The organism is Parafannyhessea umbonata (assembly GCF_900111255.1).
Taxonomy (GTDB): Bacteria; Actinomycetota; Coriobacteriia; order Coriobacteriales; family Atopobiaceae; genus Olsenella_J; species Olsenella_J umbonata_A.
In genome coordinates this window covers 38851-63485 of the sequence record NZ_FOGP01000006.1, presented here as the reverse complement: position 1 = coordinate 63485, position 24635 = coordinate 38851, and the positions used below count along the sequence as shown (strand labels likewise).

Here is a 24635-nt window from a genome sequence, read left to right as displayed (position 1 = left end):
AGCTGTATGGTGCAGTCATGTCACGTGGTTGTAACCAGTTAGTTATTGATAGTTGTTCTTCTCTACGAAGAGGAACATGCAGTTGGTTGGGGTGTCTGGCCCAGGTTGGGTGTACGGTCCCCGGGCCGAGGAAGGGTTCGCAATGGTTGGTTGTATCGTTACGGGACACGGCGACTTCGCGCTGGGCCTGTCCAGCGCGCTCGAGATGATTGCCGGTCCTCAGGAAGAGTTCCGTGCCGTTCCGTTCCATGAGGAGGGTGCGGGCGAATACGCGAAGAAGATCTCCGATGCCGTAAGGGACATGGTCGATCGCGACGGCTCCTGCGTCGTCTTTTGCGACCTGGTGGGCGGTACGCCCTTTAACCAGTCCATGATGCTCACTGGAGAGCTTCCCCAGGTGCAGGTCGTTGCTGGCACTAACCTTCCGATGCTTCTCGAAGGCCTGATGAGCCGCGATGACAGCATGACGGCCGAGGGGCTTGCCGCGCTGGCGCAGGAGTCGGGCCGCAGCGGCGTCGCTCACCTGACTGTGACCGGCGCGGCAGCCGACGAGGAGCCTGGAGAGGACGGTATCTAATGAGTGCGTCGCTGGGCGAGGCCGTCCTGGCCTCTTCGATCGTCCTTCTGGTTCTGATGACCCTCGTGGGAGTCGTGTTGTTCGCCTTCAACGCGATGAGGACGCGCAAGCAGAAGGGCTACTACGAGAAGCTCCACAAGACCCTTGAGTCGGGGCAGCGCGTCCAGTTCGCCGGCGGCCTGTTTGGCGAACTCGTCAGAGTCGGCCGCGAGACCTGTGACGTTCGGGTCAAGTCCGGCGAGGTGATCGAGGTGTCGCGCTACGCGATTCAGGCGATCGAGTCCTAGCCTTTCCCGGCGTTTCCCGGGCGTCGCGTTTATCCCCCCTTGTCGCGACGCCCGGGCAAGGCGCCGTCCCCTGAGCGCCACTGGTGGATTGGCCCGTCGAATCCGACCGTCCGCCCCCGGAGTGTGCTCAGCCGAGTTGGTCCTATTGAGTGACGCGCGTTGCGCGGAAAGAAACGGAGAGAAGAGCATGGCTGAACCAAACATCCTCCTTACGCGTATCGACAACCGCCTCATCCACGGTCAGGTTGCGACCCAGTGGACGAGCACCATCGGCGCGAACCTGCTGCTGGTCGCCAACGACGAGGTCGCCGGCAACAAGATGCGCCAGAACCTGATGAATATGGCTGCGCCCCAGGGCGTCGCGACTAGGTACTTCACGATCCAGAAGACCATTGACGTCATCCACAAGGCGGCCCCGCGTCAGCACATCTTCATCATCGTCGAGAGCCCCGAGGACGCCCTTCGCCTGATCAAGGGCGGCGTCCCCATCAAGAAGCTCAACATCGGCAACATGCATATGTCCGACGGCAAGCGCCAGGTCGCAACCTCCGTCGCCGTCGACGACGAGGACGTCGCGGCCTTCCGCGAGATTCAGGAGTGCGGCGTCGAGCTGCAGATCCAGCGCGTCCCCAGCATTCCCGAGGAGGACGTGAGCAAGCTCTTCAAGTAGGGCTCCCGTTCGTCTCATTCATTTGAAAACTTATCTGTGGTCAATGGCACGTCTCAGATGGGGATGAGAGGTGCTGGCGATAGCTTTGCGCAAATTTGTAACTGAAAGGAAAGGAGGAGCAAGGATGGAGTATTCGGTCATTCAGGTGGCCCTGGTCTTCCTCGTCACGTTCGTGGCGGCAATCGACCAGTTCAACTTCTTGGAGTCTCTGTACCAGCCCATCGTTATGGGCCTGGTAATCGGTCTCATCCTCGGCGACCTGAAGACGGGTCTTATCGTGGGTGGTACCTATCAGCTCATGACCATTGGCAACATGCCTATCGGAGGTGCCCAGCCGCCCAACGCGGTCGTCGGTGGCATCATGGCATGCGTGCTTGCCATCTCCCTCAAGCTCGAGCCCAACATCGCGGTTGCGACCGCAATCCCGTTCTCCTTGCTTGGCCAGTATGGCGTTACGCTGATCTTCACGCTCATGTCTCCCCTCATGGGCAAGGCCGACCAGTATGCCGCCGATGCCAACCCCAAGGGCATCGAGCGCATCAACTACCTCGCCATGGCTCTTCTCGGCCTGGTCTTCGGCGCCGTCGTCACCCTGTTCTTCATCGGTGGCGCAACCATGGGCCAGTCCGTCGTCGACGCAATCCCCACCTGGCTGTCCGCGGGCCTCTCTGCTGCCGGTGGCATGATGCGCTTCGTCGGCTTCGCCATCCTGCTCAAGTTCATGATGAACCGCGACATGTGGGGCTTCTACTTCCTGGGATTCGGCTTGGCTCTGATCGTCTCCACCAACGAGGTGCTCGCTACGCCTGCACTTCTCATCCTGGCCCTCATCGGCTTCGGTATCGCTTACTGGGACTTCCAGCAGCAGACGGAGCTGAAGGGTGCGGTTGCGGAGTTTGACGGAGGTGAGGAAGATGGCATCTAAGGAGCAGAAGACCTCGTACAAGAACCTTGAGCCGGCTGCTGACCTTGATCAGAAGACGCTGAACAAGATGGCATGGCGCTCCTGCTTCCTGCAGGCGTCGTTCAACTACGAGAGGATGCAGGCCGCCGGCTGGCTCTACTCCATCCTCCCGGGCCTCGAGAAGATCCACACCGACAAGGACGACCTGTCCACGTCGATGGAGCACAACCTCGAGTTCTTCAACATCCACCCGTTCCTCGTGACCTTCGCCATGGGCATCATCCTGTCCATGGAGCAGAAGAAGGTGGACATCCCCACGATCCGCGCCGTCCGCGTCTCGCTCATGGGACCGCTCGGTGGCATCGGCGACGCGCTCTTCTGGATGACGCTCGTGCCCATCACCGCGGGCATCTGCTCGAACATGGCCATCCAGGGCAACGCGTTCGGCCCGATTCTGTTCCTGCTCATCTTCAACCTGGTCCAGTTCGCCCTGCGCTTCGGCCTGATGAACTGGGCGTACAAGATGGGCTCCTCGGCCATCGACTCGCTGATGGGCGTCATGAAGCCCTTCACCCGCGCTGCCTCCATCATGGGCGTCTTCATCGTCGGCTGCCTCACGGTCACGATGGGTGGCACCCAGATCAACGCCGTCATCCCCAACGGCACGACGCAGGCCTACGTGGCGCACACCGCCACGGTCAGCAACGACCAGGTCGACAGCTTCAACATCATCAGCTCCAACGACGAGGGCGTCACGCTCTCGGGCATGACCGACGCTGATGGCAACTACCTCACCACCACCGATGCCGACGGCAACCCCGTCACCGCGGGCGCGACCGACCTCGGCAACGGCATGAGCGAGGTCACGTACATGGAGTACACCGAGACCCCGGTCACCATTGACATCGCGAACATCCTGGACAGCATCTGCCCCAAGCTCGTCCCAATGGCGATCGTCATGCTCCTGTACTACCTGTTCTCCAAGAAGAACTTCACTCCCATGAAGGGCATTGCCCTGGTGCTCGTCCTGGGCATCCTGGGCGCTGGTCCCTTCGGGCTCTGGCCCAGCATCTGGGGCTAGTGGCATCCGGGGCCCGCGCCTGGGCCCTAAGATGATTCCCCCTGGGGAGGCGTGCGGCGCCGCATGCCGCACGCCTCCCGACTTCCGTCGCTTCTCGTCAGATCCCCATGGGTATAGTACTGGTAGCGATAACCAAACCACTTGGGACACCAGACCAGTCGCGATAGGAGATTGCAATGGCTAAATCTTCACGCAAGCAACCACTGTATGACCAGCTTGTGGACGTGCTTAAGGACAGGATCGAGAACGAGCTCTTGGCTGGCGACCTGCTTCCCTCGGAGCGCGAGCTTTCTGAGAGGTATGGTCTCTCGCGCACGACCGTACGCCTGGCGCTGGCCCAGCTGGAGAGCATGGGGCTCGTTGTCAGGAGGCACGGCAAGGGCACCTTCGTGGCCGAAGCGCACGAGGAGCCGACCAACCTGCTGGGCGCCTACAGCTTCACCGACCAGATGCGCGAGATGGGACGCACCCCGCGCACTGAGACGCTGAAGTTCGAGATTGTCGAGGCTCCCAAGCACGTGGCCGAGCACCTGGGCGTTCGCCTGGGCGAGCGTGTCTACCGGATTCGCCGCCTGCGCATAGCCGACGACATTCCCATGATGCTCGAGCGGACTTACCTGCCCGTGAGCCAGTTCGTCGGGCTTACCCGAGCAGACCTGGACGAGAGGCCCCTCTACGAGATCATCGAGAACGACTACCGCGACGTCATCAAGGTGGCCGACGAGGAGTTTCGCGCGAGCCTTGCCAGGCGCGAGGAGGCCGAGCTCCTGGGGATCCAGGAGGGCGCGCCCGTCCTGAAGCTGGTAAGGACCACTTACGACGAGAAGAACCTGATCATCGAGTACACGCACAGCGTCGCACGCGCCGATCAGTTCATATACAAGGTTTCGCATCACAGAGGCTAGGCGTGCGGCGTCTGGCTGAGGAAAGGAGTTGGCACATGTTCGAGGCGGACGAGGAGACCCTTAAGTCCCAGGGTGCCCATATCACTACCCACGAGATCAAGCAGCAGCCAGACCTTTGGGAGGACACGCTCGGCATCTACGACAAGAACCGCAAGGCCATAGACGAGTTTGTCGAGGCGGCCCGCAAGCTGGGCGGCGACCGTCGCACCCGCGTCGTCTTCACGGGGGCGGGCACGTCCGAGTACGTGGGCAACACGCTCGTCCCGTACCTTCGTCGCAAGGGTGACAACGACGCGTTCGTGTTCCTCTCGCTCGCTTCGACCGACATTGTCGCCGCGCCCGAGGACTACCTGCGCGCCGACGACCCGACGCTCTTGGTCTCGTTCGCCCGCAGTGGCAACAGCCCCGAGTCGCTGGCCGCCGTCGAGCGCGCCGGCCAGGTGTGCAAGGACATCCGCTTCCTCAACATCACCTGCGCTCCCGAGGGGCGCCTGGCCGTCGAGTCCGCCGACCGCGACGACGCGCTGACCATCCTCATCCCGCGCGCCAACGACCAGGGCTTCGCCATGACCGGCTCGTTCTCTTGCATGGAGCTCCTGGCCGCACTCATCTTCGACACCTCCTCCCGCGACGAGAAGGGCGCGTGGGTCTCGACCGCGGCCGAACTTGGCCGCGACGTCATCGCCCGCGAGGATGAGGTCAAGGCCCTTCTCGCTAGTGACTTCGACCGCATCACCTACCTGGGCTCTGGCTCGCTCAATGCGCTGACCAAGGAGGCCCAGCTCAAGATTCTGGAGCTCACGCATGGCCTGATCGCGACCTCGTATGACAGCTCCATGGGCTACCGCCACGGACCCAAGTCATTTGTGAACGATCGTACGCTGGTGTTCGTCTTCGTCTCGAACGACCCCTACACGCGCCAGTACGACGTCGACATCCTCGACGAGATTGCGGCCGATGGCATCGCGCAGCACGTGGTCGCCGTCCAGCAGAAGGCCGACCTCATGTTCGGCGGGGAGTCGATTACGCTTGGCGGGGCACTTCTCCCCGAGGCCTACCTCGCGCTGCCGTTCGTGCTCCTTGCGCAGACGGTCTCGCTCAACACCTCCATCAAGGTTGGCAACACGCCTGACACGCCGTCGCCCACGGGCACGGTAAACCGCGTGGTCAAGGGCGTCACGATTCACCCGTTCGAGGCATAGGAGGGGCGCCCATGGCAAGCAACGCAAGCGCTGCGGGCGGCGTCGATGTCACGCGCGCGACCTACGCCATCCGCGCTGATCACTTCGTCCTGCCGGGTCGCGTCTGCGACGGTGGCTACCTGACCGTCTACGAGGGCCGCTTCGGCCTGTGGACGCCCGACATTCCCAAGGGCATGGACCTGGTCGACGAGAGCGGCTGCTGGATCGCGCCTGGCTTCGTCGACACGCACATCCACGGCTTCTTTGGCCACGCGGCCACGGACCTCGACCCCGATGGCCTCGGTGAGGCTGGTCTGGAGCTGGCCCGCCGCGGCACCACCTCGTGGCTGCCGACGACTTTCACCGACGACGTGGAGCGCATCGGCCGGGCCTGCGCCTCGATTGCCGAGGCCGCGCAGGGGCAGACGGGTGCCGCCGCGCGCATCCAGGGCATCTATCTGGAGGGGCCGTTCTTCACCCAGAAGCACGTGGGCGCACAGAACCCCGCGTACCTGATTGACCCGTCGCTTGAGGTGTTCGACCGCTGGCAGGAGCTTGCGGGCGGGATCATTCGCAAGAGCGCGCTGGCTCCCGAGCGCGATGGCTCCAAGGAATACGTGGCCGGACTGGTCGAGCGTGGTGTCGTGTCCTGCATCGGGCACAGCGACGCAACCTACGAGGAGGCCTCCGCCGCGGTCGACGCGGGAGCGAGCTGCTTCGTGCACACGTTCAACGGCATGCGCGGCCTGCACCACCGCGAGCCGGGTGTCGTTGGCTGCGCCATGGTGAGCAACGACACCTACGCAGAGCTGATCTGCGACGGCAAGCACGTATCGGCACCGGCCATGAAGGCGCTCGTGCGCGCCAAGGGCTGGGAGCACGTGGTGCCCATTACCGACTGCCTCGCCTGCGGTGGGCTCGAGGACGGCTCCTACACCAGCGGTGGCATGGACGTGGTACTGAAGGACGGGCTCTGCTACCTGTCCGACATGAGCAGCATCGCGGGCTCGGTCCTCACTCTGGCCCAGGGGGTCAAGAACCTCTACGATTGGCAGATTGCCTCTGCCGAGCAAGCCATCCGCATGGCGACCGAGGTCGCGGCCCGCTCCGCCGGCATCGCCGACCGTTGCGGCGCAATCGTCTGTGGCCGCCCCGCCGACTACGTCGTCCTGAACGAGGGGCTTGGCCTCGAAGCCACCTACCTTGGCGGCCGTCTGGTCGAGTAGGGGGAGCAATAACAGCCGAGCGAGACGCCGGGTCCGGTTTCGGGCCCGGCGCCTCTTGTTCGGCGCGGCAGGTCACCCAAATCGCCCGCCGGAAGCCCTGCGGTCACCCGAATCGCCCGCAAGAAGCTCTTCCCTCCACGTTTGCCCAGCAAAACCGGGCCCAAAGAGCTGCCGCGAGCCGATTTGGGTGACCAAAGAGCGTATCTGGAGCGATTTGGGTGACCGAGGGGCAATCGTTCGCCATGCCGTGTGTCGCTATTCCAGGCAGTCGAGCACCAATCGGCGGAAGACCGACCTTACGCGCGCGAGGTCCTCCAGCGGCACGAACTCGTTCGGCTTGTGCGCGACCTCCAGGCTTCCCGGGCCATACGATGCGCAGTTCGGGTTTTCGCAGGTCCCAGCCACGACCGCGGAGTCGGTGTAGCCGGTGAACGTCTTCGTCTCTGCGGCGCTTCCGCAGACCTCCAGCGTCGCCGCGCGCATCTTTGCAAGCAGGGGAGAGTCGGCGTGCGAGGGAATCGCCGGCCTGTCTCCCGTGACCTTCAGCGATCCGTGCGTGCCGGGAACCTCGCCCTCGGCCAGGGCGATGGCATGCTCGACAATGTCCTGCGCGTCGCGTGGGGTGCAGGGCGGCGCCAGGCGCATGTCTATCCAGGTCGTGCATGAGTCAGGCACGACGTACGGGCGATATCCTCCCTGTACCTGGCCAAACGTGACGGTGGTCTTTCCCAGCTCATCGTCTTCGGGTAGTTCCCCGACCTCGCGCCTGATGGCGTCGATGGCACAGGCCGTCGCAGCAACGGCATCGGCCCCCATCCACGGCGTACTCGCGTGCGCGGTCACGCCCGAGAAGCCCATCTCGAACCAAGTCCGGCCCTTGTGCGCCATGCGGACGTAGCCGTCGGTGGGCTCCGTGTCCAGCACCCACTGCGAGCCGTCAAGCCAGCCCGCGCGAATTGCGGCGTCGCTGCCGCGCATGAAGTCCTCCTCGTCGCAGGTCGCGACGAAGCTCAGGGCCCTTCGGGGAGCCAGGTCGTTCGCGACTGCGCCCAGCGCGTCGTCAAACGCCAGCATCGCGCAGGCCATGCCGCCCTTCATGTCGCAGGAACCGCGGCCCCACAGGCGGCCGTCGCGAACAACCGCGCCCAGCGCGGGCGTGTCCCTGGACCAGCCCTCTCCCAGCGTCACGGTGTCCATGTGGCTCAAGAGCACGAGCTCGGGGAGAAGTGCCTCCCCCTTGGCCGCGGGGACGATTCGCGCGCGAAGGCACTTGCGGCCCGCAAGCGGCTCGATCTGCTCGAGCGACACCTCCGCCCTTCCGGCGAGCTCGGGTCGCAGCCGCTCGATGCGCTCGAGCAGCCATGCGCGAATGAACTCCTGTATCTCGCCCTCGTAGGCGCCTGGGTCGGAGGAGTCTATCCGAACGAGCTCCCGGGCGAGCTCGATTGCCTCTTGGTCTAGCTCCATGCTATTCCTTGACCTCGCCCTCGCGCGCGCTCTTTGCCTCGTCCATGTAGCTGTAGAGCGTGTACTTCGAGATGCCGAAGTAGTTGCAGACCTTCTGGCCGCTCTTGGTGATCAGGAAGGCGCCGGCGTCGTTCAGGTAGCCGATCGCCTTGACCTTGTCCTCCTTGGTCATCAGCGCCACGGGCTTGCCCGTGATGCGCATGGACTCGTCAATGAGCTCGTCCAGAAGGTCGGTCACGTTGTGCGGGATGGTCGCGGTCGCGGCGACGGGCTCCTCGTCCTCGTGGTTGTTGAAGTCGTGCAGCGCGTCTTGGATCGCCCAGAGCAGCGAGGTGTCATAGTTGATGCCCAGAACCGCGATGGGCTTCCCCGCCTCGTTGCGATAGAAGATCGTCGACGACCTCAGGACCTTCCCATCCTCGGTCTTGGTGAGGTACGCGAGCTTGTCGTGCAGCTGCTCGGGGTCCGAGTTGAGCGCCTTGAGGACCACGTTCGAGGGGCCGTCCCCTAGCTTCCTGCCGGAGACCTCGCCGTTCTCGATGGCCACGATGGTGCTGTTGGGGTCCTTCGACTCCAGGTCGTGGACCACGACCTCGCACTTGCTGCCGAATTCCTTGGCGATTCCCTTGGCGAGCCTGCTCAGGAGGTCGAGCTCTCTTTTCTCCATGGCGAAGTCTCCTTCGAATGTGAGTTCGTGACGGCGATTGTCCAATGGCGGTCCGCCAAGTCGCGAGGGTGGGCGAGCGACCCAGGCCGACGTCTTTTTGGCGGGCGAGAAGTGCTTGTGCCAATCAAGCAGAAGTATGCTGCGTAAACAGTCGGAAGCATTCGTTATTACAAATTTTTTGCTTGTCTGACATATTACCTTTGCCAGCTACCTAACTCTTTTTTAGGGGACCTACGGCGGCGCATTCTTCGTGAGCGGCATTTTTCCGCAGGGCGTCGAGTACCCCTCCGCTTTGGGCGGAGAGCGTTATACGCGAGCGTAAATAACCCTTTTTTCCTGCGATTGTCTTAGCTTCGAGCATACGTGCGGAGCCGTCTCTACCGTCTGGCGGCAAATCGGGCCGTACGCCGAGGGAGGGTCCGACGCATTGCCTCGCAGGTGGCTTCTCGGCATATATTTCATAAACAACAGAATAAAAGTTAGGTAAGAAAAAGAAAATTCAGAGCGCTACACCGCATGTCCTGGCCCAGGGGGTGTAGTTCGTTTCTGGGGCGTTTTTCAAGTGCGTTCCGTTTCGCTTTGGTTGACTTTTCGCGCAGCGCGCGGCGTGGGTCTGCCCACGCGCGGCAGAGGCGCGAGTCGCTGCGGAACCGGCGTCCGCAGCCGCCGCAAGGCGGTACTCGCCGGGAGGCCCGTCAAGAGAGGGTCGGGCCTATTACTTGATTTGCCGTAGCTGATCTGCGGCGCGTAGCGAGGGAGAGGACACCTATGCTACTTGTAGGCAACGGCCGCGTCGTGACGCGCGACCAGGCGACCCCGTTCGTCGAGGACGGCGCCGTGGTGGTAGAGGGGACCACCATCGTCGAGGTGGGCGAGCTCGCCGCGATGCGGCAGAAGTACGCCAAGGCGGAGTTCGTCGACGCCCGCGGCGGCCTCATCATGCCCGGCCTCATCAACTGCCACACTCACATCTACTCCGGCCTGGCCCGCGGCCTCGCCATCAAGGGGTGCAATCCCACCAACTTCCTCGAGAACCTCGAGCAGCAGTGGTGGAACATCGACCGGCACCTCTCTCTCGACGGAACGCGCGCCTGCGCCTACGTCACGATGATGGAGTCGTTCCGCAACGGCGTGACCACCCTGTTCGACCACCACGCGAGCTTCTTCCAGATCCCCGGCTCGCTCTTCGCCATCAAGGACGTCGCGAAAGAGATGGGCATGCGCGCGTGCCTCTGCTACGAGGTCTCCGACCGCGACGGTGCGCAGAAGCTCGACGAGTCCATAAAGGAGAACGCCGACTTCGCACGCTGGGCCGCCCAGGAGGACTCCGACATGATCGCCGCCATGTTCGGCGGCCACGCCCTCTTCACTCTGCCCGACGAGGCGCTCGACAAGATGGTCCAGGCCAACGACGGCCTCACGGGCTTCCACATCCACGTGTGCGAGGGCACCAACGACGTCTACGACTCGGCCCAGAAGCACGGCTGCACCTCCATCCATCGCCTGCTCGACCACGGTATCCTGGGCGAGAAGACCATGCTCGGCCACTGCATACACATTACCCCCGCAGACATGGAGCTGGTCGCGAACACCCACACCAAGATCGTGAACAACCCCCAGTCCAACGCCAACAACGCCGTGGGTACGGCGCCCGTGCTCGAGTTCTTCAAGCATGGCATTACTGTCACCATGGGAACGGATGCCTACACCCACGACATGCTGCAGTCCCTCAAGGCCTTCGTGCCCCTGCAGCGCCTGAACGCGACGCTTCCCAACGTTGCCTGGGGCGAGGCGATGGACATGCTGTTCAGGAACAACGCCGAGGTGGCGAACATGTACTTCTCCACCAAGTCGGACGGCAAGCCCCTGGGCGTCCTCAAGGCAGGTGCGGCCGCCGACATCGCCGTGTTCGACTATCCCGCGCCCACGCCTCTCGGGGCGGACAACATCGACGGCCACATCCTCTTTGGGGTCGAGGGCCACGACTGCCGCACCACCATCGTCAACGGTCGCGTGGTCTATCGCGACCGCGAGCTGGTGGGCTGCGACAGGGAGCGCATCGACGCCTTCGTCATGCAGGAGGCCAAGAAGCTCTGGGGAGACCTCAACGGCTGCGCGTACTAGCCGCCCGGGACGACTCCCACGTCATCCGCACCAGCTAACCACGAGAGGAATATCGCGATGAGCGACGTTATGCATCCCATGCCCTTTGACCAGCTCATGGACTGGATCCTGAGCGAGTACCACACCAGGGGAACCATCTTCGGCATTTCCCGCATGCCCCGGCGCGACCCCGGCAGCGCCCGCCCCATCTTCAACGGGCGCCTCGAGACGCCCTTCGGCCCTGCTGCGGGCCCCAACACGCAGCTGGCCCAGAACCTCGTGGCCTCCTATGTGGCCGGCGCGCGCTTCTTCGAGCTCAAGACCGTCCAGAAGATGGACGGAGAAGAGCTTGCCGCCTGCGTCAACAAGCCCTGCATCCTTGCGGGCGACGAGGGCTACAACTGCGAGTGGTCGACCGAGCTGACCGTGGCCGACGCCCGCGACGAGTACATACACGCCTGGGTGGCCTGCAAGCTGCTCGCCCGCGAGCTTGGCCTGGGCGACCCCGACGGCTTCGTCTTCAACATGTCGGTCGGCTACGACCTGGAGGGCATCAAGACCCCTAAGGTCGACGGCTTCATCAACGACCTGAAGGACGCCTCTGGCACGGTGGCGTTCAACGAGGCCATCGCGTGGGCGAAGGCCAACCTCGACCGCTTCAACAACGTCGACGAGACATTCGTCGACTCGATCACCCCGCACGTCTCGGAGTCCATCACCGAGTCGACGCTGCACGGCTGCCCGCCCGACGAGATCGAGCGCATCGCCACGCACCTCATCTGCGAGAAGGGCCTCAACACCTACATCAAGTGCAACCCGACCCTATTGGGCTATGAGACCGCCCGCGGCCTGCTCGACTCCCTGGGCTTCTCCTACATCGTCTTCGACCGCCACCACTTCGACGAGGACCTGCAGTGGGCTGACGCGGTCCCTATGTTCCAGCGCTTGGCGGCCCTCTGCCGGGAGCGTGGGCTCGAGTTCGGCGTTAAGCTCACCAACACCTTCCCGGTCGACGTGACCCGCGGTGAGCTCCCGAGCGAGGAAATGTACATGTCCGGCCGCTCGCTCTATACGCTCACGCTCACGCTTGCCCAGCGCATTAGCCACGAGTTCGACGGCAAGCTCCGCATCTCGTGGTCCGGCGGTGCCGACGCCCTCAACATCCGCGGCCTGGTCGACGCAGGCATCTGGCCCGTGACCATGGCGACCACGGTGCTCAAGCCGGGTGGCTACGAGCGCTTCTCGCAGATCGCCTACGCCTTCGCGCAGCAAGACTGCTACCGCTTTGACGGCGTGCGCGTGGCTGCGGTCGACGCGCTCGTCGAGGACATGCACCAGAACGCCCGCTACAAGAAGCCCATCAAGCCCGTGCCTTCCCGCCACATCGACCAGAGGCTCCCCCTGATGGACTGCTTCACTGCGCCCTGCCGCCACGACTGCCCCATCCACCAGGACATTCCCGGCTACCTCAGGGCCGTCGAGGAGGGCCGCTTCGCCGACGCGCTCAGCATCGTCCTCCAGCGCAACGCGCTGCCCTTCATCACCGGAACCATCTGCCCGCACACCTGCGGCATCAGCTGCATGCGCAACTACTACGAGGAACATGTGCACATCCGCGAGTTCAAGCTCGAGGCCGCACGCAGGGGCCTCGCCGAGGTCCTGCCCGAGCTCGAGGCCGCACCCGCGGTCGAGGGCAAGAAGGTTGCCGTCATCGGAGGCGGCCCGGCCGGGCTCTCCGTGGCCTCGTTCCTCTCGCGCGCTGGCGTCGACGTGACCGTGTTCGAGCGCCAGAAGACGCTCGGCGGCGTGGTCGCCAACGTGATTCCCGACTTCCGCATCGCAGCCGAGTCCATCGCGAACGACATCGAGCTCTGCCGCGCCTACGGCGCCAAGTTCGAGCTCGGCACAGACGTCAGGAGCGCACAGGACCTCCTGGAGAAGGGCTTCACCGACGTGGTAGTGGCCATCGGCGCATGGGCGCCCGGCCACCCCGTGATCGAGGGTGCTCAGATGCTCGATGCCCTTGAGTTCCTGCAGCAGTTCAAGGCGGATCCCGCCTCTTGCATGCTGGGCACCGACGTGGCCGTGGTCGGCGCCGGCAACACCGCCATGGACGTGGCCCGCGCCGCCAAGCGCGTGCCGGGCGTCAAGAACGTGCGCCTGGTCTACCGCCGCGACCGTCGCAACATGCCCGCCGACGAGGAGGAGCTCGCGCTCGCGCTTGAGGACGGGGTCGAGTTCCTGGAGCTCCTCTCGCCCAAGGCGCTTGAGGGCACCACGCTGACATGCGATGTCATGAGGCTGGGCGAGCCTGACGCGTCCGGCCGCCGCAGGCCCGAGCCCACGGGCGAGACCCGCGAGGTCGTCGCGACCTCCGTCATCGCCGCGGTGGGGGAGCGCGTAGAGCCCTCCGTCTACAAGGCCTCCGGCGTGTTGCTCGACCAGAGGGGCTTGCCCGAGGTCGACGACACGCTCCAGACCAGCGTCGCCCACGTCTACGCGGTCGGCGATTGCCGCCGTGGCCCCGCCACGGTGGTGAAGGCCATCGCCGACGCCGCGACTGTCACCGAGGCGCTGTGCGGATACGACTTCGACTTCTGCTCCGCGAGCAACATCGAGGCCGACTACGATCGCCCGCTCGCCGGGCGCGCCACGCTCACCCAGGAGGTCGAGAGCCTGGTCAAGTCGCGCTGCCTCGGCTGCGCCACGGCCTGCGAGACCTGCTGCGAGGTCTGCCCCAACCGCGCCAACGTCGCGGTCCGCGTGCCCGGCCTGCGCCAGCGCCAGGTGGTGCACGTCGACGGCATGTGCAACGAGTGCGGCAACTGCGCCGTGTTCTGCCCCTACGAGGGCGGCAGGCCCTTCCGCGACAAGCTCACGCTGTTCTGGACCAGAGAGGACTTCGACTCCTCGCACAACTCCGGCTTCCTGCCGGTGGGCGAGGTCGAGGGCAGTGAGTACCTCGTGCGCCTGAACGGAGAGGTCGCCACCTACGACGTGGACAATCCCGCCTGCGGCCTCCCCAAGGCGGTCCGCCTGACCATCGTCGCGACGCGCGACGAGCATCCCTACCTGTTCGAGAGGTAAGGATCGTCTGAGTTTTCCGGGGAAGCTCCTCGGGGCTTCCCCGGGCACTGCGCGGGAACCGCTCCCGCGATGCGTTTAGAGGAGAAGAGCATGGCCCGAAGATTCGTGGCTGTTGTCCACTGCCAAGGCGACAGCGCATTCAGGGATGACATAGACCCGAACACCCTCCCGCACGACTGCGACGCCATAGTGGGCGAGCACCCGCTGGGCGTGCGCGAGTGCCACTTCTCGTGCCTGGGCGGCGGCACCTGCGAGAAGGTCTGCCCCGAGGGAGCCATCCACGTGGACGAGAACCGCGTGGCCCACGTCGACCGCGAGCGCTGCACGGGTTGCGGCGCCTGCGTGCATTCATGCCCGCAGACCATCATCACGCTGATGCCGGCCGACGACTCCATGTGGGTCAAGTGCTCGAACCACGAGAAGGTCGTTCCTGCCATGAAGAAGTGCGACAGCGTTTGCGTGGGATGCAAGACCTGCGAGCGCGTCTGCCCGGCCGACGCCATCCACATAGACGCCTTCCTCGCGAAGATCGACTACCAGAAGTGCCTGTCGTGCGGCATGTGTGCCGCCAAGTGCCCGATGGGCGTCATTCACGACGTAAACGGAATCGTCGCCGCGGACTAGGAGGGGAGTGAGGGACATGTCAGCAAGCTACAGCTTCTTCGTCAACGGAGAAGAGCACACAACCACGGAGAACAAGTCTCTTCTCCGCTACCTGCGCGACGACCTGGGACTGACCTCCGTCAAGGACGGCTGCTCCGAGGGCGCCTGCGGAACCTGCACCGTCGTGATCGACGGCATCGCCACCAAGGGCTGCGTCATGACCACCAAGCTTGCCCAGGGCAGGCAGGTGCTCACGATCGAGGGCCTGAGCGAGGACGAGAGGGAGGCCTTCGTCTACGCCTTCGGCTCCGTCGGCGCGGTCCAGTGCGGCTTCTGCATCCCCGGCATGGTCATGAGCGGCGCGGCTCTCGTGCGCCAGAACCCGGACCCCTCCGAGGAGGAGGTCAAGTACGCCATCCGCGGCAACGTCTGCCGCTGCACCGGCTACAAGAAGATCATCGAGGGCATCATGCTCGCCGCGGCGATTCTGCGCGGGGAACGCAACATCGAGCCCGACCTCGAGCGCGGCGAGAACTATGGTGTGGGCCAGAGGGCCTTCCGCGTCGACGTGCGCCGCAAGGTGCTGGGCCAGGGCGTCTACCCGGACGACCTGACGAGGGAGAACTACCCCGACATGGCCTTCGCCTCGGCGGTGCGCTCCAAGTACCCGCGAGCGCGCGTGCTGTCCATCGATGCCTCGAAGGCCGAGGCGCTGCCGGGCGTGCTGGGCGTGCTGACCGCCAAGGACGTGCCCGTCAACCAGGTGGGCCACCTCATTCAGGACTGGGACGTCATGATCGCAGAGGGCGACATTACGCGCTGCGTTGGCGACGCCATCTGCCTGGTGGTGGCCGAGAGCGAGTCCGTGCTCGCCAAGGCCAAGAAGCTCGTCAGGATCTCCTATGAGGAGCTCGAGCCCGTCCGCAACATCGAGGAGGCCAGGGCGGAGGGCGCCCCGCAGGTGCACGAGAGCTTCAACGCCTTCGGCAACCACGTGATATTGGAGGACAACGTCTGCCAGAGTCGTCACGTCACGCGCGGCAACGCGAAGGAGGCCATCGCCAACTCGCCCTATGTGGTGACGCAGCACTTCGAGACTCCCTTCACCGAGCACGCCTTCCTGGAGCCCGAGTGCGCCGTCGCGTTCCCGTACAAGGGCGGCGTCAAGATTCAGTCCACCGACCAGGGCGCCTACGACACGCGCAAGGAGGTCGCCCACATGCTGGGCTGGGACCAGGAGCCCGAGCGAGTCGTGGTCGAGACCATGCTGGTCGGCGGGGGCTTCGGCGGCAAGGAGGACGTTTCGACCCAACACCTTGCAGCGCTGGCGGCCCTGCACTTCGGGCGCACGGTGAAGTGCAAGTTCACGCGCCAGGAGTCGATCCTCTTCCATCCCAAGCGCCACGCCATGGACGCGACCTTCACGCTGGCGTGCGACGAGGACGGCATCATTACCGGCCTGGACTGCGAAATCAACTTCGACACGGGCGCCTATGCCAGCCTGTGCGGGCCCGTCCTGGAGCGCGCCTGCACGCATGCGGTCGGCCCCTACACCTACCAGAACACCGACATCCGTGGCTTCGGCTACTACACCAACAACCCGCCCGCGGGCGCGTTCCGCGGCTTCGGCGTGTGCCAGAGCGAGTTCGCGCTCGAGGGCTGCATCGACCTTCTGGCCGACAAGGTGGGCATCAGCCCCTGGGAGATCCGCTGGCGCAACGCCATCGAGCCCGGCAAGGTCCTGCCTAACGGCCAGATCGCGGACTGCTCGACCGCCCTCAAGGAGACCCTGCTCGCCGTAAAGGACGTGTTCGAAAAGAACAGCAGCCATTGCGGCATAGCCTGCGCCATGAAGAACGCTGGCGTCGGCGTGGGCCTGCCCGACGCAGGTCGCGCCAACATCCGCGTCGAGGACGGCCGTGCGGTGGTCTACAGCGCCACCTCCGACATCGGCCAGGGCTGCAACACCGTCTTCCTTCAGGACGTCGCAGAGGCCACGGGCCTTCCGCGCTACGCGATCGCCAACGGCGAGTGCTCGACCGAGAACGCCCCCGACTCCGGCACGACCAGCGGCTCGCGCCAGACCGTCGTGACCGGCGAGGCCGTGCGCGGAGTGGCCTTCCTGCTGCGCGACGCCATGCTCTCCGTCGAGGCGGGAAACGGCGTCCCCGCGCAGCGCGTCTTTGCCCGCGGCGATGGCAAGGCCATCGAGTACGGTGACGGCACCCCTTACGACGGGGTGGGCTACGCCGACGGAAGCGCCCTGATTGCGGGCCATGGCGTGCACCCGAAGGACCCCGTCGCGGCCCTGCGCGCGCTCGAGGGCTGCGAGTTCGGCTACGAGTACTTCGAGCCGACCGACAAGCTGGGTGCCGACCTGCCCAACCCCAAGAGCCACATCTGCTACGGATTCAGCTCCACGGTGGTCGTGCTCGAGCCGGACGGCCCCGACCGCGGGAGGATTCGCGAGATCCACGCGGCCCACGACGCCGGCAAGGTGGTCAACCCCATCGCCATCCAGGGCCAGATCGAGGGCGGCGTGCTCATGGGCATGGGCTATGCGCTTACGGAGGACTTCCCGCTCAAGGACTGCGTCCCTCAGGCAAAGTACGGTACGCTCGGGCTTCTGCGCTCGACCGACATTCCCCAGATCCATGCGATCTACGTCGAGAAGGACCATCTCCTTCCCGTGGCGTACGGTGGCAAGGGCATAGGCGAGATCGCGACGATCGGTACCGCGCCTGCGGTGCAGAACGCCTACCATCGCCTCGATGGCTTTGTGCGTGAGTCGTTGCCCCTGCGTGACACTCCGTATTCGCGATAATTTAAAAGTGTCAAGGAGGTCGTAAACAGAAGTTAACGAAAGGCTGCGAGAATCAAAACGTTTCAGAATTGCGTGGGAGGACCCGCGCGCAAACATGAGACCCTGTTGGCGAAAGGCGGCAAGCATGGCCGAATTGCTGAGAATGGAGAACATCAGCAAGTGCTTCGGTTCGTTCTATGCGAACAAAGACGTCACGTTTGACGTCCGGGAGGGCGAGGTACACACCCTGCTGGGCGAGAATGGTGCGGGCAAGTCGACGCTCATGAACGTCCTCGTCGGACTCTATCAGCCCACCGAGGGAAAGATCTTCATGCACGGGCGGGAGGTCCAGATTACGAGTCCCGGCGTCGCGGTCGAGAACGGCATCGGCATGGTGCACCAACACTTTATGTTGATCGATGCCATGACGGGCCTCGAGAACATCATCCTGGGCGACAAGCGCCACGACACCCCGCTGCTCCGCGAGGGCGACGACCGCAAGACCATAGAGGGGCTCATGGACCGCTATGGCCTCGAGATTGACCTCGACGAGAAGGTCGCCAACATGTCCATCGGCATGCAGCAGCGCGTTGAGATCATGAAGGTCCTGTTCAGGGGCGCCGAGCTCCTGATTCTGGACGAGCCCACGGCCGTCCTGACCGACCTCGAAGTCGAGGGCCTCTTCGAGATCATGCACTCGCTCACCAGCGAGGGCAAGTCGATCATCTTCATCTCGCACAAGATGCGCGAGGTCATGCGCATCTCCGACCGCGTGACGGTCCTGCGCCGCGGCGAGTCCATCGAGACCGTCGACGTGGCTAACGTCACCGAGCAGGAGCTCGCCGATCTCATGATCGGCCAGAAGTTCCAGGAGAGCACCTATCCCAAGGTCGAGGATGCCGGCGAGGTTGCGTTCGAGCTCAAGGGCGTCTCGTATCGCCCCGAGGTCAAGCATGGCGGCCTGAAGGACGTCTCGCTCGCCATCCACAAGGGCGAGATCCTGGGCGTCGCGGGCATCGACGGCAACGGCCAGACGCCGCTCGCCGAGGTCGTTACCGGCCTGGTCAAGCCCGAGTCCGGTGAGGTGTACGGGCCTGACGGCAAGGAGATCGCGCTCTTCTCGCCCCGTTCCTTCATTAAGGCGGGCTTGGGCAACATTCCCGAGGACCGCAACAAGATGGGTCTCGTCGGTGACATGACGGTCGCCGAGAACCTGGTGCTCAAGCAGACGACCAGCGACAAGTTCTCGGCGGGCCACGGCAAGTGGCTCAAGATGGGCGAGATTCACGACTACGCCAACAAGCTGCGCGAGGAGAACGACATCCGCTGCACCTCCGTCGAGCAGACGGCGCGCAGCCTCTCGGGCGGCAATCAGCAGAAGGTTATCCTCGCCCGTGAGCTCGAGGGCGAGCCCAAGCTGCTCGTCGCGGTCTACCCGACGCGTGGCCTTGACATCGGCGCGACCGAGTTCATCCACAACCAGATTGTCGCCCAGCGTGACGCTGGCTGTGCGGTCCTTCTGATTTCCGCCGACTTCGACGAGGTGCTCAAGCTCTCCGATCGAATCGTGGTGCTGTTCGAGGGCCAGGTAATGGGAACCTATCCGGGTGCGAACCCTCCCATCAAGGAGATCTCGCTCGCAATGGCAGGAAAGTAGGAGGGGGCCATCGTGGCAAAGAAGGAACTGAGCGCCGAAGAGCGCAGCGAGAAGAGGCTGATGATTCTCACGCCCATCGTCTCGGTGCTGCTCGCCCTCATCGTCGGCGCAATCATCATTGCGGTATTGGGCAAAGATCCCATCCAGGGATACGCGGCAATGCTCAGGGGGTCTCTGGGTGACCCCGCGAAGATCGCCAAGACCCTCGAGCGCGCCTGCCCGCTTGTCTTCACCGGCCTCTGCGCCGTGTTCGCCTACAAGTGCGGCGTGTTCAACCTGGGCGGCGAGGGCCAGTTCATCATGGGCGGCTGCGCGACGGCGACCGTCATGTTCGGACTCGGCCTGCAGGGTCCCGTGGGTCTCGCCCTTGGGCTCATTGTCGGCATGGTCGTCGGCGGCATCTGGGGTCTTCTTCCGGGCATCATGAAGATCACCCGCGGCCTCAACGAGATGATCACCACGATCATGCTCAACTACGTGGCCCTCTACTTCATGGAGTACGTGTTCAAGAACCTCTACTCTGACAGCGGCCTGCCCAAGACGCTCGCGATTCCGCAGTCCGCGCGCCTGCCCCAGATTGCCAACGCCCACGTGGGCGTCCTTGTGGCGATTCTTCTGGGCGTGTTCATCTGGTACCTCATCTTCCGCACGTCCTTCGGCTTCAAGATCCGCGCCGTGGGCATGAACCCGGTCGCCTCAAAGGTCAACGGCTTCCCCGTGAAGCGCCTGGTGCTCCTGGCCTTCATCATCTCGGGCGCCATCGCCGGCCTCGGCGGCGCGATCGAGCTCCTTGGCAGGACACCGTTCCGCCTTGCCGACGGCTTCGGCTCGGGCTTCGGCTTCGACGGCGTCGCGATCGCGCTCATCGCACAGCTCAACCCGATCGCCGCGATCTTCGTCGCGCTTCTCTTCGGCGTGCTCTCCACCGGCGGAACCATGATGCAGAGCGTCATTGGTGTCCCCACCGCCATCGTCGAGATCGTCCGCGGACTCATCATCATCTTCGCGGTTGCTGGCATGGCTGCGGTCAAGCTCCCCAAGATTCGCGCGTTCTTCGCCGCAAGGCAGAATGCCAAGGTCAAGAAAGCCGAGGTGAACGCCTAATGGACGGTTTCATCACTGCACTGCCCACCATTTTCAAGGCGATGACCATGGGCGCCGTGCCCATCCTCCTCGCCGCACTGGGCGAGGTCTTCTCCGAGCGCGCGGGCCTGGTCAACATCGGCCTCGAGGGAATCATGGCCGTCGGAGCCTTCGTGGGCTTCGCCGTCGCCAAGATGAGCGGCAACATCTGGCTAGGCGTTCTGGTTGGCATGCTCGCCGGCGTGCTGGTCAACATGATCTATGCGTTCTGCACGGTCACGCTCTGCGCGGATCAGGTGGTCACGGGAATGGCCATCAACGTGCTCGCTCCTGCGATCGCCCTGTTCGGCTACAACCTCTTCGTTGGCTCCAACCCCGCCAACGCGACGGGCGAGCAGATGGCCTCGCTGGCCATTCCCGGGCTCTCGCAGATACCCTTCCTGGGAGACGCGCTCTTCAACCAGACGCTTCTGGCCTATCTGGCCTTCATCCTGGTTCCGGTCGTGAGGTACTTCTTCCACCACTTCCGTGTGGGCCTCTCGTTCCGCTCCGTTGGCGAGAACCCCCACGCCGCCGAGACCCTCGGCATTAACGTCGTACGCACCAAGTACGTGGCGTGCATCGTGTGCGGTGCGCTTGCGGCCGCCGGTGGCGCGTTCCTCACGCTGTGCTACACGCCCATCTACACCGATGGCATCGTCATGGGACGCGGCTTCATCGCGCTGGCCACGGTCATCTTCGGCCGCTGGACTGCCGTGGGCGTCCTGGCGGCGAGCCTGCTGTTCGGCTTCTTCGACGGCCTGAACGTTGCCCTCCAGGCACAGTTCCAGGCGGCTCCCGTCATGTTCTTCAAGATGATTCCGTATATCTTCACGATTGTCGCCCTGATCTTCTTCGGCTCGAAGCATGCCGGGCCGAAGGCGAACGGTCAGCCGTACTTCCGCGAGCAGCGGTAGCGTTTTGTTCTGCCGGGGGGCGCGTCTGCGCCTCCCGGCAGTTTGGCATTTCCGGCGTCGGGAGACCGGGGCCGTGTGCGAAGGTAGTTGGTTTGGCAAGGGAGAGGGCGAGGCCCTTCTCCAAGGCAAGGGAAGGAAAGGCGTGTTTATGAGCAACGAGAACAAGACCGTTATGGTGAGCAGGCGTCAGGCCCTGGGCCTGGGCTTTGGTGGCGTGGGCGCCCTCATGCTGTCCGCGTGCGGCGGCTCCGGGTCGTCTGACTCCGGCTCCGGCGACTCCGGATCCGAGGGCTACAAGGTCGCCATGATCATGAGCGGCACCATCACCGACGGTGGCTGGGACCAGGGCCACTACGAGTCCCTAAAGAGGGCGCTCGAGTCCCACGACAAGTGGACGCTCCTCGAGCCCAAGGAGAACACCGCTGACGCCGACGCCGCGACGGCCGCCCAGTCCTACGTCGACCAGGACGTCGACCTCATCATCGGCAACGGGAACCAGTTCGCCTCCGACTGGATGGAGGTCGTCTCGGACGCCGCCGCCAGCCACCCCAAGGTCCACTTCCTCGTCACCAACACGGACCCCACGACCGAGATGGCCGACTACGAGACTCTCGCTCCCGTTGAGACCGTCCTTCCTGACTTCAAGCAGACCGGCGCCCTCGCCGGCGTGGTCGCGGGCCTCATGACCAAGACCAAGAGCATCGGCTTCATCGGTGGCATGAAGCTTCCCTCCACCCTCACCAAGTACTCCGCGTTCCTGGCCGCCGCGCAGAAGATCGACCCCTCCATCAAGGGCCAGTACAACTTCGAGGCCGGCTTCACGGACGCCTCGCTGGGCACCAAGCTGACCGAGCAGTGGATCAACTCCGAGAACGTCGACGTCATGTGGGGCGACGCCTCCGCGGTCGACAACGGCTCGCGCAAGGCCCTCGAGAGCGCCGGCGCCGACACGCACTTCGACATCGCCCAGCCCATCGACATCGCTGGCGATGATCAGCCGACCGTCATCACCTCCACCGTCACCGACTGGATGATCGGCCAGGCGATGGACGAGATCGAGGCTGGCTCCTTCGGCGACGGCAAGGCCATTATCGGCAACATGGACAACGGCGGCATCTCGCTCGGCAAGTTCTCCGACAAGGTCCCGCAGGATGTCCAGGACAAGATCAAGGAGTACGTTGACCAGATCAAGTCCGGCGACTTCATCTCGGACGACGACGTCGACCAGATCAAGAAGAGCCTCTAGAGCTGAGCTCTTCGCCGCAGAGACGGCATGGTGCCAATAGGCGCGAGGCAGGACAGGGGAGACCCTGCCCTGCCTTTTTGTTTGCTTGCTGTCTGGGGACCGTGCGGCCCAGCCGGCGTCGCCTCCCTGCGTCACATGGGGGACGAGCGTTGCGACAGATTGGATTCGCTGTTGTTCGTTATGGGATTACCTGCAAAAACGCAATGGTACAGCATAAACGATCGAGTCGTGCGCTTACGGGCGAGGACATACCGTCCGCCAGAGAGACGCGACCATTCCGAATGAGCCCCGATACCATCTAGCTAACAAAAAAATATTTAGCTAAAAAAACAAGTTTTATGGCACCACTTGGGAGAGCGTTGGGGAGAAGGACGCGCCACCTTGGGTGGGGGACTGCCCGTCCTCAGTCTGTCGCCCAGGGTCGAAGTCGGGGCGATCCCCTCTTGGACGACCCCTGATGATATATCTTACTTTTTTATGATCGCCGGCGGCAGGCGGGCCAGGCTTGGCCCATGCTTCTGCCTTAGCCCAAGGCGGCCTTCAAGATCGACAGCTAAGCGTGTAACTGTCTCGCGCGGAGAGGGATTTGGTTGCGCGGGCGTGACTGTTGGCATTCGTCTTAGGAGTGATGTGCTGTATGGAAAATGCTTTGCATGGGGTCTTCCACCACTCGGAGCGTGGTACCGGCGACGGTAAGGGTGCCCTCGACAGGATCTTCCACCTCTCGGAGCGTGGCACCAACGTAAAGACCGAGATTCTGGCGGGCGTGACGACCTTCGTCACTGCCGCCTACATTCTCGCGGTCAACCCCAGCGTCCTCGCCGCCACGGGCATGCCCCAGGACGCCCTGTTCACGGCGACGGTCCTCATCTCGACCATCGGCACGCTGATGATGGCCCTTCTCACCAACTACCCGTTCATCCTCTGTCCCGGCATGGGCATCAACGCCTACTTCGCCTACACGGTCTGCCTGGGCATGGGCTACTCCTGGCAGACGGCGCTCGGTGCGATCTTCGTCGAGGGCATCATCTTCGTCATACTCTCGCTGACCAACGTGCGAGAGGCGATCTTCAACGCGATCCCGATGAACCTGAAGTTCGCCATCACCTCCGGCGTCGGACTCTTCATCACCATCATCGGCCTCAAGGGCTCCGGCCTGGTCATCCCCAGCGAGTCGACGCTCGTCACCATGTTCTCGTTCCACAGCTCGCTTGCGGAGGGGACCTTCTCGACCGCGGGCATCTGCGCCCTTCTCTCCCTTATCGGCATCATCGTGACGGCCATCCTGGTCTGCAAGAACGTGCGCGGCAACATCCTACTGGGCATCCTCATCACATGGGGTCTGGGCATCGTCTGCCAGTTCACGGGCCTCTACGTCCCCAACGCCGAGGCCGGCTTCTACAGCCTGCTGCCTGACTTCTCGCAGGGACTGACGGTTCCCTCGATCGCGCCGATCGCGTTCCAGATTGACTTCTCGAACATTCTGTCCGTCGGCTTCATGTCCGTCGTCTTCGCGTTCCTGTTCACCAACCTCTTCGACACCATCGGCACCCTGATTGGCTCCGCCGCCAAGGCCGACCTGCTCGACGAGGAGGGCAAGCTTCCCAACGTCAAGGGAGCGCTGCTGGCCGAGTCCCTCGCGACGACGTTCGCCGGCATGCTCGGCACCTCCTCCACGGCGACCGCCGTCGAGTGCACCGCGGGCATCTCGCAGGGCGGCCGCACGGGACTCACGGGCCTCACCTGCGCCGTGCTCTTCCTTCTCTCCCTGTTCCTCTCGCCAATCTTCCTGGCGATTCCGTCCTTCGCGACCTCGCCCGCCCTGGTCATCGTCGGTTTCATGATGTTTGGCGCCGTCACCCAGATTGAGTGGGGCTCCGTGGCCGAGGCCATCCCCGCCTTCGTCGCGATCATCGCGATGCCGTTCATGTACTCCATCGCTGAGGGCATCTCGCTGGGTATCATCTCCTACGTGGCCGTCAACGCGGTCACTGGGGCCGAGAACCGCAAGAAGATCTCGGGCGTCATGTGGGTCCTGTTCGTCCTGTTCTGCTGCAAGTACTTCTTCATATAGCAAGGCGCCCAGCGCCAGTTTCACCAGTTGTATGCAAACCAGTCGGGCGCGGCCGTGT

General features: G+C 64.0%; 19 protein-coding genes. 17 read left to right on the top strand and 2 right to left on the bottom strand.

The genetic code is table 11. The annotated features are described in order from the left end of the window. Window positions 1-142: 142 nt before the first annotated feature. From BMY31_RS07720 to nagA, 8 genes are all read left to right on the top strand, one after another. Window positions 143-577 (top strand): PTS sugar transporter subunit IIA, encoded by a 435-nt coding sequence (locus BMY31_RS07720; protein ID WP_180371383.1) that lies wholly within the window; start codon window positions 143-145, stop codon window positions 575-577. After that, complete coding sequence (locus BMY31_RS07715; protein WP_091009541.1) at window positions 577-864, top strand: preprotein translocase subunit YajC; 288 nt, start codon at window positions 577-579, stop codon at window positions 862-864. The genes BMY31_RS07720 and BMY31_RS07715 overlap by 1 nt, the downstream gene beginning before the upstream one ends. A gap of 187 nt (window positions 865-1051) precedes the next feature. Then, complete coding sequence (gene agaB / locus BMY31_RS07710; protein ID WP_078687118.1) at window positions 1052-1534, top strand: PTS galactosamine transporter subunit IIB; 483 nt, start codon at window positions 1052-1054, stop codon at window positions 1532-1534. Window positions 1535-1658: 124 nt separating this feature from the next. Continuing rightward, entirely contained in the window at window positions 1659-2459 is an 801-nt protein-coding gene (locus BMY31_RS07705; RefSeq protein ID WP_078687117.1) for a PTS mannose/fructose/sorbose/N-acetylgalactosamine transporter subunit IIC, read from the top strand. Next, window positions 2449-3519: a PTS system mannose/fructose/sorbose family transporter subunit IID gene (locus BMY31_RS07700; RefSeq protein WP_078687116.1), complete on the top strand. Its 1071-nt coding sequence runs from the start codon at window positions 2449-2451 to the stop codon at window positions 3517-3519. The genes BMY31_RS07705 and BMY31_RS07700 overlap by 11 nt, the downstream gene beginning before the upstream one ends. A 176-nt stretch (window positions 3520-3695) precedes the next feature. Continuing rightward, on the top strand, window positions 3696-4424 hold the full coding sequence (locus BMY31_RS07695) for a GntR family transcriptional regulator (RefSeq protein WP_078687115.1): 729 nt from the start codon (window positions 3696-3698) through the stop codon (window positions 4422-4424). A gap of 35 nt (window positions 4425-4459) precedes the next feature. After that, window positions 4460-5626, top strand: coding sequence for an SIS domain-containing protein (gene agaS / locus BMY31_RS07690; RefSeq protein ID WP_091009538.1), 1167 nt, complete (start codon window positions 4460-4462; stop codon window positions 5624-5626). Between the two features lie 11 nt (window positions 5627-5637). Beyond that, the gene (gene nagA, locus BMY31_RS07685; protein ID WP_078687113.1) at window positions 5638-6831 is read left to right on the top strand and encodes an N-acetylglucosamine-6-phosphate deacetylase; all 1194 of its coding nucleotides are present in this window, start codon (window positions 5638-5640) and stop codon (window positions 6829-6831) included. Window positions 6832-7086: 255 nt separating this feature from the next. Here the strand turns inward: nagA and BMY31_RS07680 are convergent, their stop codons facing one another. Beyond that, window positions 7087-8298: a M20 family metallopeptidase gene (locus tag BMY31_RS07680; protein WP_091009536.1), complete on the bottom strand. Its 1212-nt coding sequence runs from the start codon at window positions 8296-8298 to the stop codon at window positions 7087-7089. 1 nt (window position 8299) lies between these two features. After that, window positions 8300-8965: a helix-turn-helix transcriptional regulator gene (locus BMY31_RS07675; RefSeq protein ID WP_091009534.1), complete on the bottom strand. Its 666-nt coding sequence runs from the start codon at window positions 8963-8965 to the stop codon at window positions 8300-8302. 768 nt (window positions 8966-9733) lie between these two features. Here BMY31_RS07675 and ssnA point away from each other — a divergent pair. The 9 genes from ssnA to BMY31_RS07630 all read left to right on the top strand — a co-directional run bounded on the left by ssnA (window position 9734) and on the right by BMY31_RS07630 (window position 24577). Further along, complete coding sequence (ssnA, locus tag BMY31_RS07670; protein WP_078687110.1) at window positions 9734-11089, top strand: putative aminohydrolase SsnA; 1356 nt, start codon at window positions 9734-9736, stop codon at window positions 11087-11089. Between the two features lie 57 nt (window positions 11090-11146). Further along, a complete protein-coding gene (gene ygfK, locus BMY31_RS07665) occupies window positions 11147-14155 on the top strand; it encodes a putative selenate reductase subunit YgfK (protein WP_091009531.1) in 3009 nt (1002 codons plus the stop codon). A gap of 90 nt (window positions 14156-14245) precedes the next feature. After that, on the top strand, window positions 14246-14779 hold the full coding sequence (locus BMY31_RS07660; protein ID WP_180371382.1) for a 4Fe-4S binding protein: 534 nt from the start codon (window positions 14246-14248) through the stop codon (window positions 14777-14779). Between the two features lie 16 nt (window positions 14780-14795). Beyond that, the gene (xdh, locus tag BMY31_RS07655) at window positions 14796-17582 is read left to right on the top strand and encodes a selenium-dependent xanthine dehydrogenase (protein ID WP_078687107.1); all 2787 of its coding nucleotides are present in this window, start codon (window positions 14796-14798) and stop codon (window positions 17580-17582) included. Between the two features lie 124 nt (window positions 17583-17706). Next, the gene (locus BMY31_RS07650) at window positions 17707-19218 is read left to right on the top strand and encodes an ABC transporter ATP-binding protein (protein ID WP_091009527.1); all 1512 of its coding nucleotides are present in this window, start codon (window positions 17707-17709) and stop codon (window positions 19216-19218) included. Window positions 19219-19230: 12 nt separating this feature from the next. After that, complete coding sequence (locus tag BMY31_RS07645) at window positions 19231-20322, top strand: ABC transporter permease (protein WP_078687105.1); 1092 nt, start codon at window positions 19231-19233, stop codon at window positions 20320-20322. Further along, entirely contained in the window at window positions 20322-21257 is a 936-nt protein-coding gene (locus BMY31_RS07640; protein WP_091009524.1) for an ABC transporter permease, read from the top strand. The genes BMY31_RS07645 and BMY31_RS07640 overlap by 1 nt, the downstream gene beginning before the upstream one ends. A gap of 148 nt (window positions 21258-21405) precedes the next feature. After that, window positions 21406-22503: a BMP family lipoprotein gene (locus tag BMY31_RS07635; RefSeq protein ID WP_091009523.1), complete on the top strand. Its 1098-nt coding sequence runs from the start codon at window positions 21406-21408 to the stop codon at window positions 22501-22503. A 637-nt stretch (window positions 22504-23140) separates the two neighbouring features. Then, window positions 23141-24577 (top strand): NCS2 family permease, encoded by a 1437-nt coding sequence (locus BMY31_RS07630; RefSeq protein ID WP_091009518.1) that lies wholly within the window; start codon window positions 23141-23143, stop codon window positions 24575-24577. Window positions 24578-24635: the final 58 nt, after the last annotated feature.

What these genes read in the sequence shown, in the direction of transcription:
- BMY31_RS07675 (WP_091009534.1), bottom strand. Translation starts at nt 8,965, where the DNA reads ATGGAGAAAAGAGAGCTCGACCTCCTGAGCAGGCTCGCCAAGGGAATC.
- BMY31_RS07640 (WP_091009524.1), top strand. Translation starts at nt 20,322, where the DNA reads ATGGACGGTTTCATCACTGCACTGCCCACCATTTTCAAGGCGATGACC.
- BMY31_RS07700 (WP_078687116.1), top strand. Translation starts at nt 2,449, where the DNA reads ATGGCATCTAAGGAGCAGAAGACCTCGTACAAGAACCTTGAGCCGGCT.
- xdh (WP_078687107.1), top strand. Translation starts at nt 14,796, where the DNA reads ATGTCAGCAAGCTACAGCTTCTTCGTCAACGGAGAAGAGCACACAACC.
- BMY31_RS07720 (WP_180371383.1), top strand. Translation starts at nt 143, where the DNA reads ATGGTTGGTTGTATCGTTACGGGACACGGCGACTTCGCGCTGGGCCTG.
- nagA (WP_078687113.1), top strand. Translation starts at nt 5,638, where the DNA reads ATGGCAAGCAACGCAAGCGCTGCGGGCGGCGTCGATGTCACGCGCGCG.
- agaB (WP_078687118.1), top strand. Translation starts at nt 1,052, where the DNA reads ATGGCTGAACCAAACATCCTCCTTACGCGTATCGACAACCGCCTCATC.
- BMY31_RS07630 (WP_091009518.1), top strand. Translation starts at nt 23,141, where the DNA reads ATGGAAAATGCTTTGCATGGGGTCTTCCACCACTCGGAGCGTGGTACC.
- agaS (WP_091009538.1), top strand. Translation starts at nt 4,460, where the DNA reads ATGTTCGAGGCGGACGAGGAGACCCTTAAGTCCCAGGGTGCCCATATC.
- BMY31_RS07705 (WP_078687117.1), top strand. Translation starts at nt 1,659, where the DNA reads ATGGAGTATTCGGTCATTCAGGTGGCCCTGGTCTTCCTCGTCACGTTC.
- BMY31_RS07715 (WP_091009541.1), top strand. Translation starts at nt 577, where the DNA reads ATGAGTGCGTCGCTGGGCGAGGCCGTCCTGGCCTCTTCGATCGTCCTT.
- ygfK (WP_091009531.1), top strand. Translation starts at nt 11,147, where the DNA reads ATGAGCGACGTTATGCATCCCATGCCCTTTGACCAGCTCATGGACTGG.
- BMY31_RS07650 (WP_091009527.1), top strand. Translation starts at nt 17,707, where the DNA reads ATGGCCGAATTGCTGAGAATGGAGAACATCAGCAAGTGCTTCGGTTCG.
- BMY31_RS07680 (WP_091009536.1), bottom strand. Translation starts at nt 8,298, where the DNA reads ATGGAGCTAGACCAAGAGGCAATCGAGCTCGCCCGGGAGCTCGTTCGG.
- BMY31_RS07635 (WP_091009523.1), top strand. Translation starts at nt 21,406, where the DNA reads ATGAGCAACGAGAACAAGACCGTTATGGTGAGCAGGCGTCAGGCCCTG.
- BMY31_RS07695 (WP_078687115.1), top strand. Translation starts at nt 3,696, where the DNA reads ATGGCTAAATCTTCACGCAAGCAACCACTGTATGACCAGCTTGTGGAC.
- ssnA (WP_078687110.1), top strand. Translation starts at nt 9,734, where the DNA reads ATGCTACTTGTAGGCAACGGCCGCGTCGTGACGCGCGACCAGGCGACC.
- BMY31_RS07660 (WP_180371382.1), top strand. Translation starts at nt 14,246, where the DNA reads ATGGCCCGAAGATTCGTGGCTGTTGTCCACTGCCAAGGCGACAGCGCA.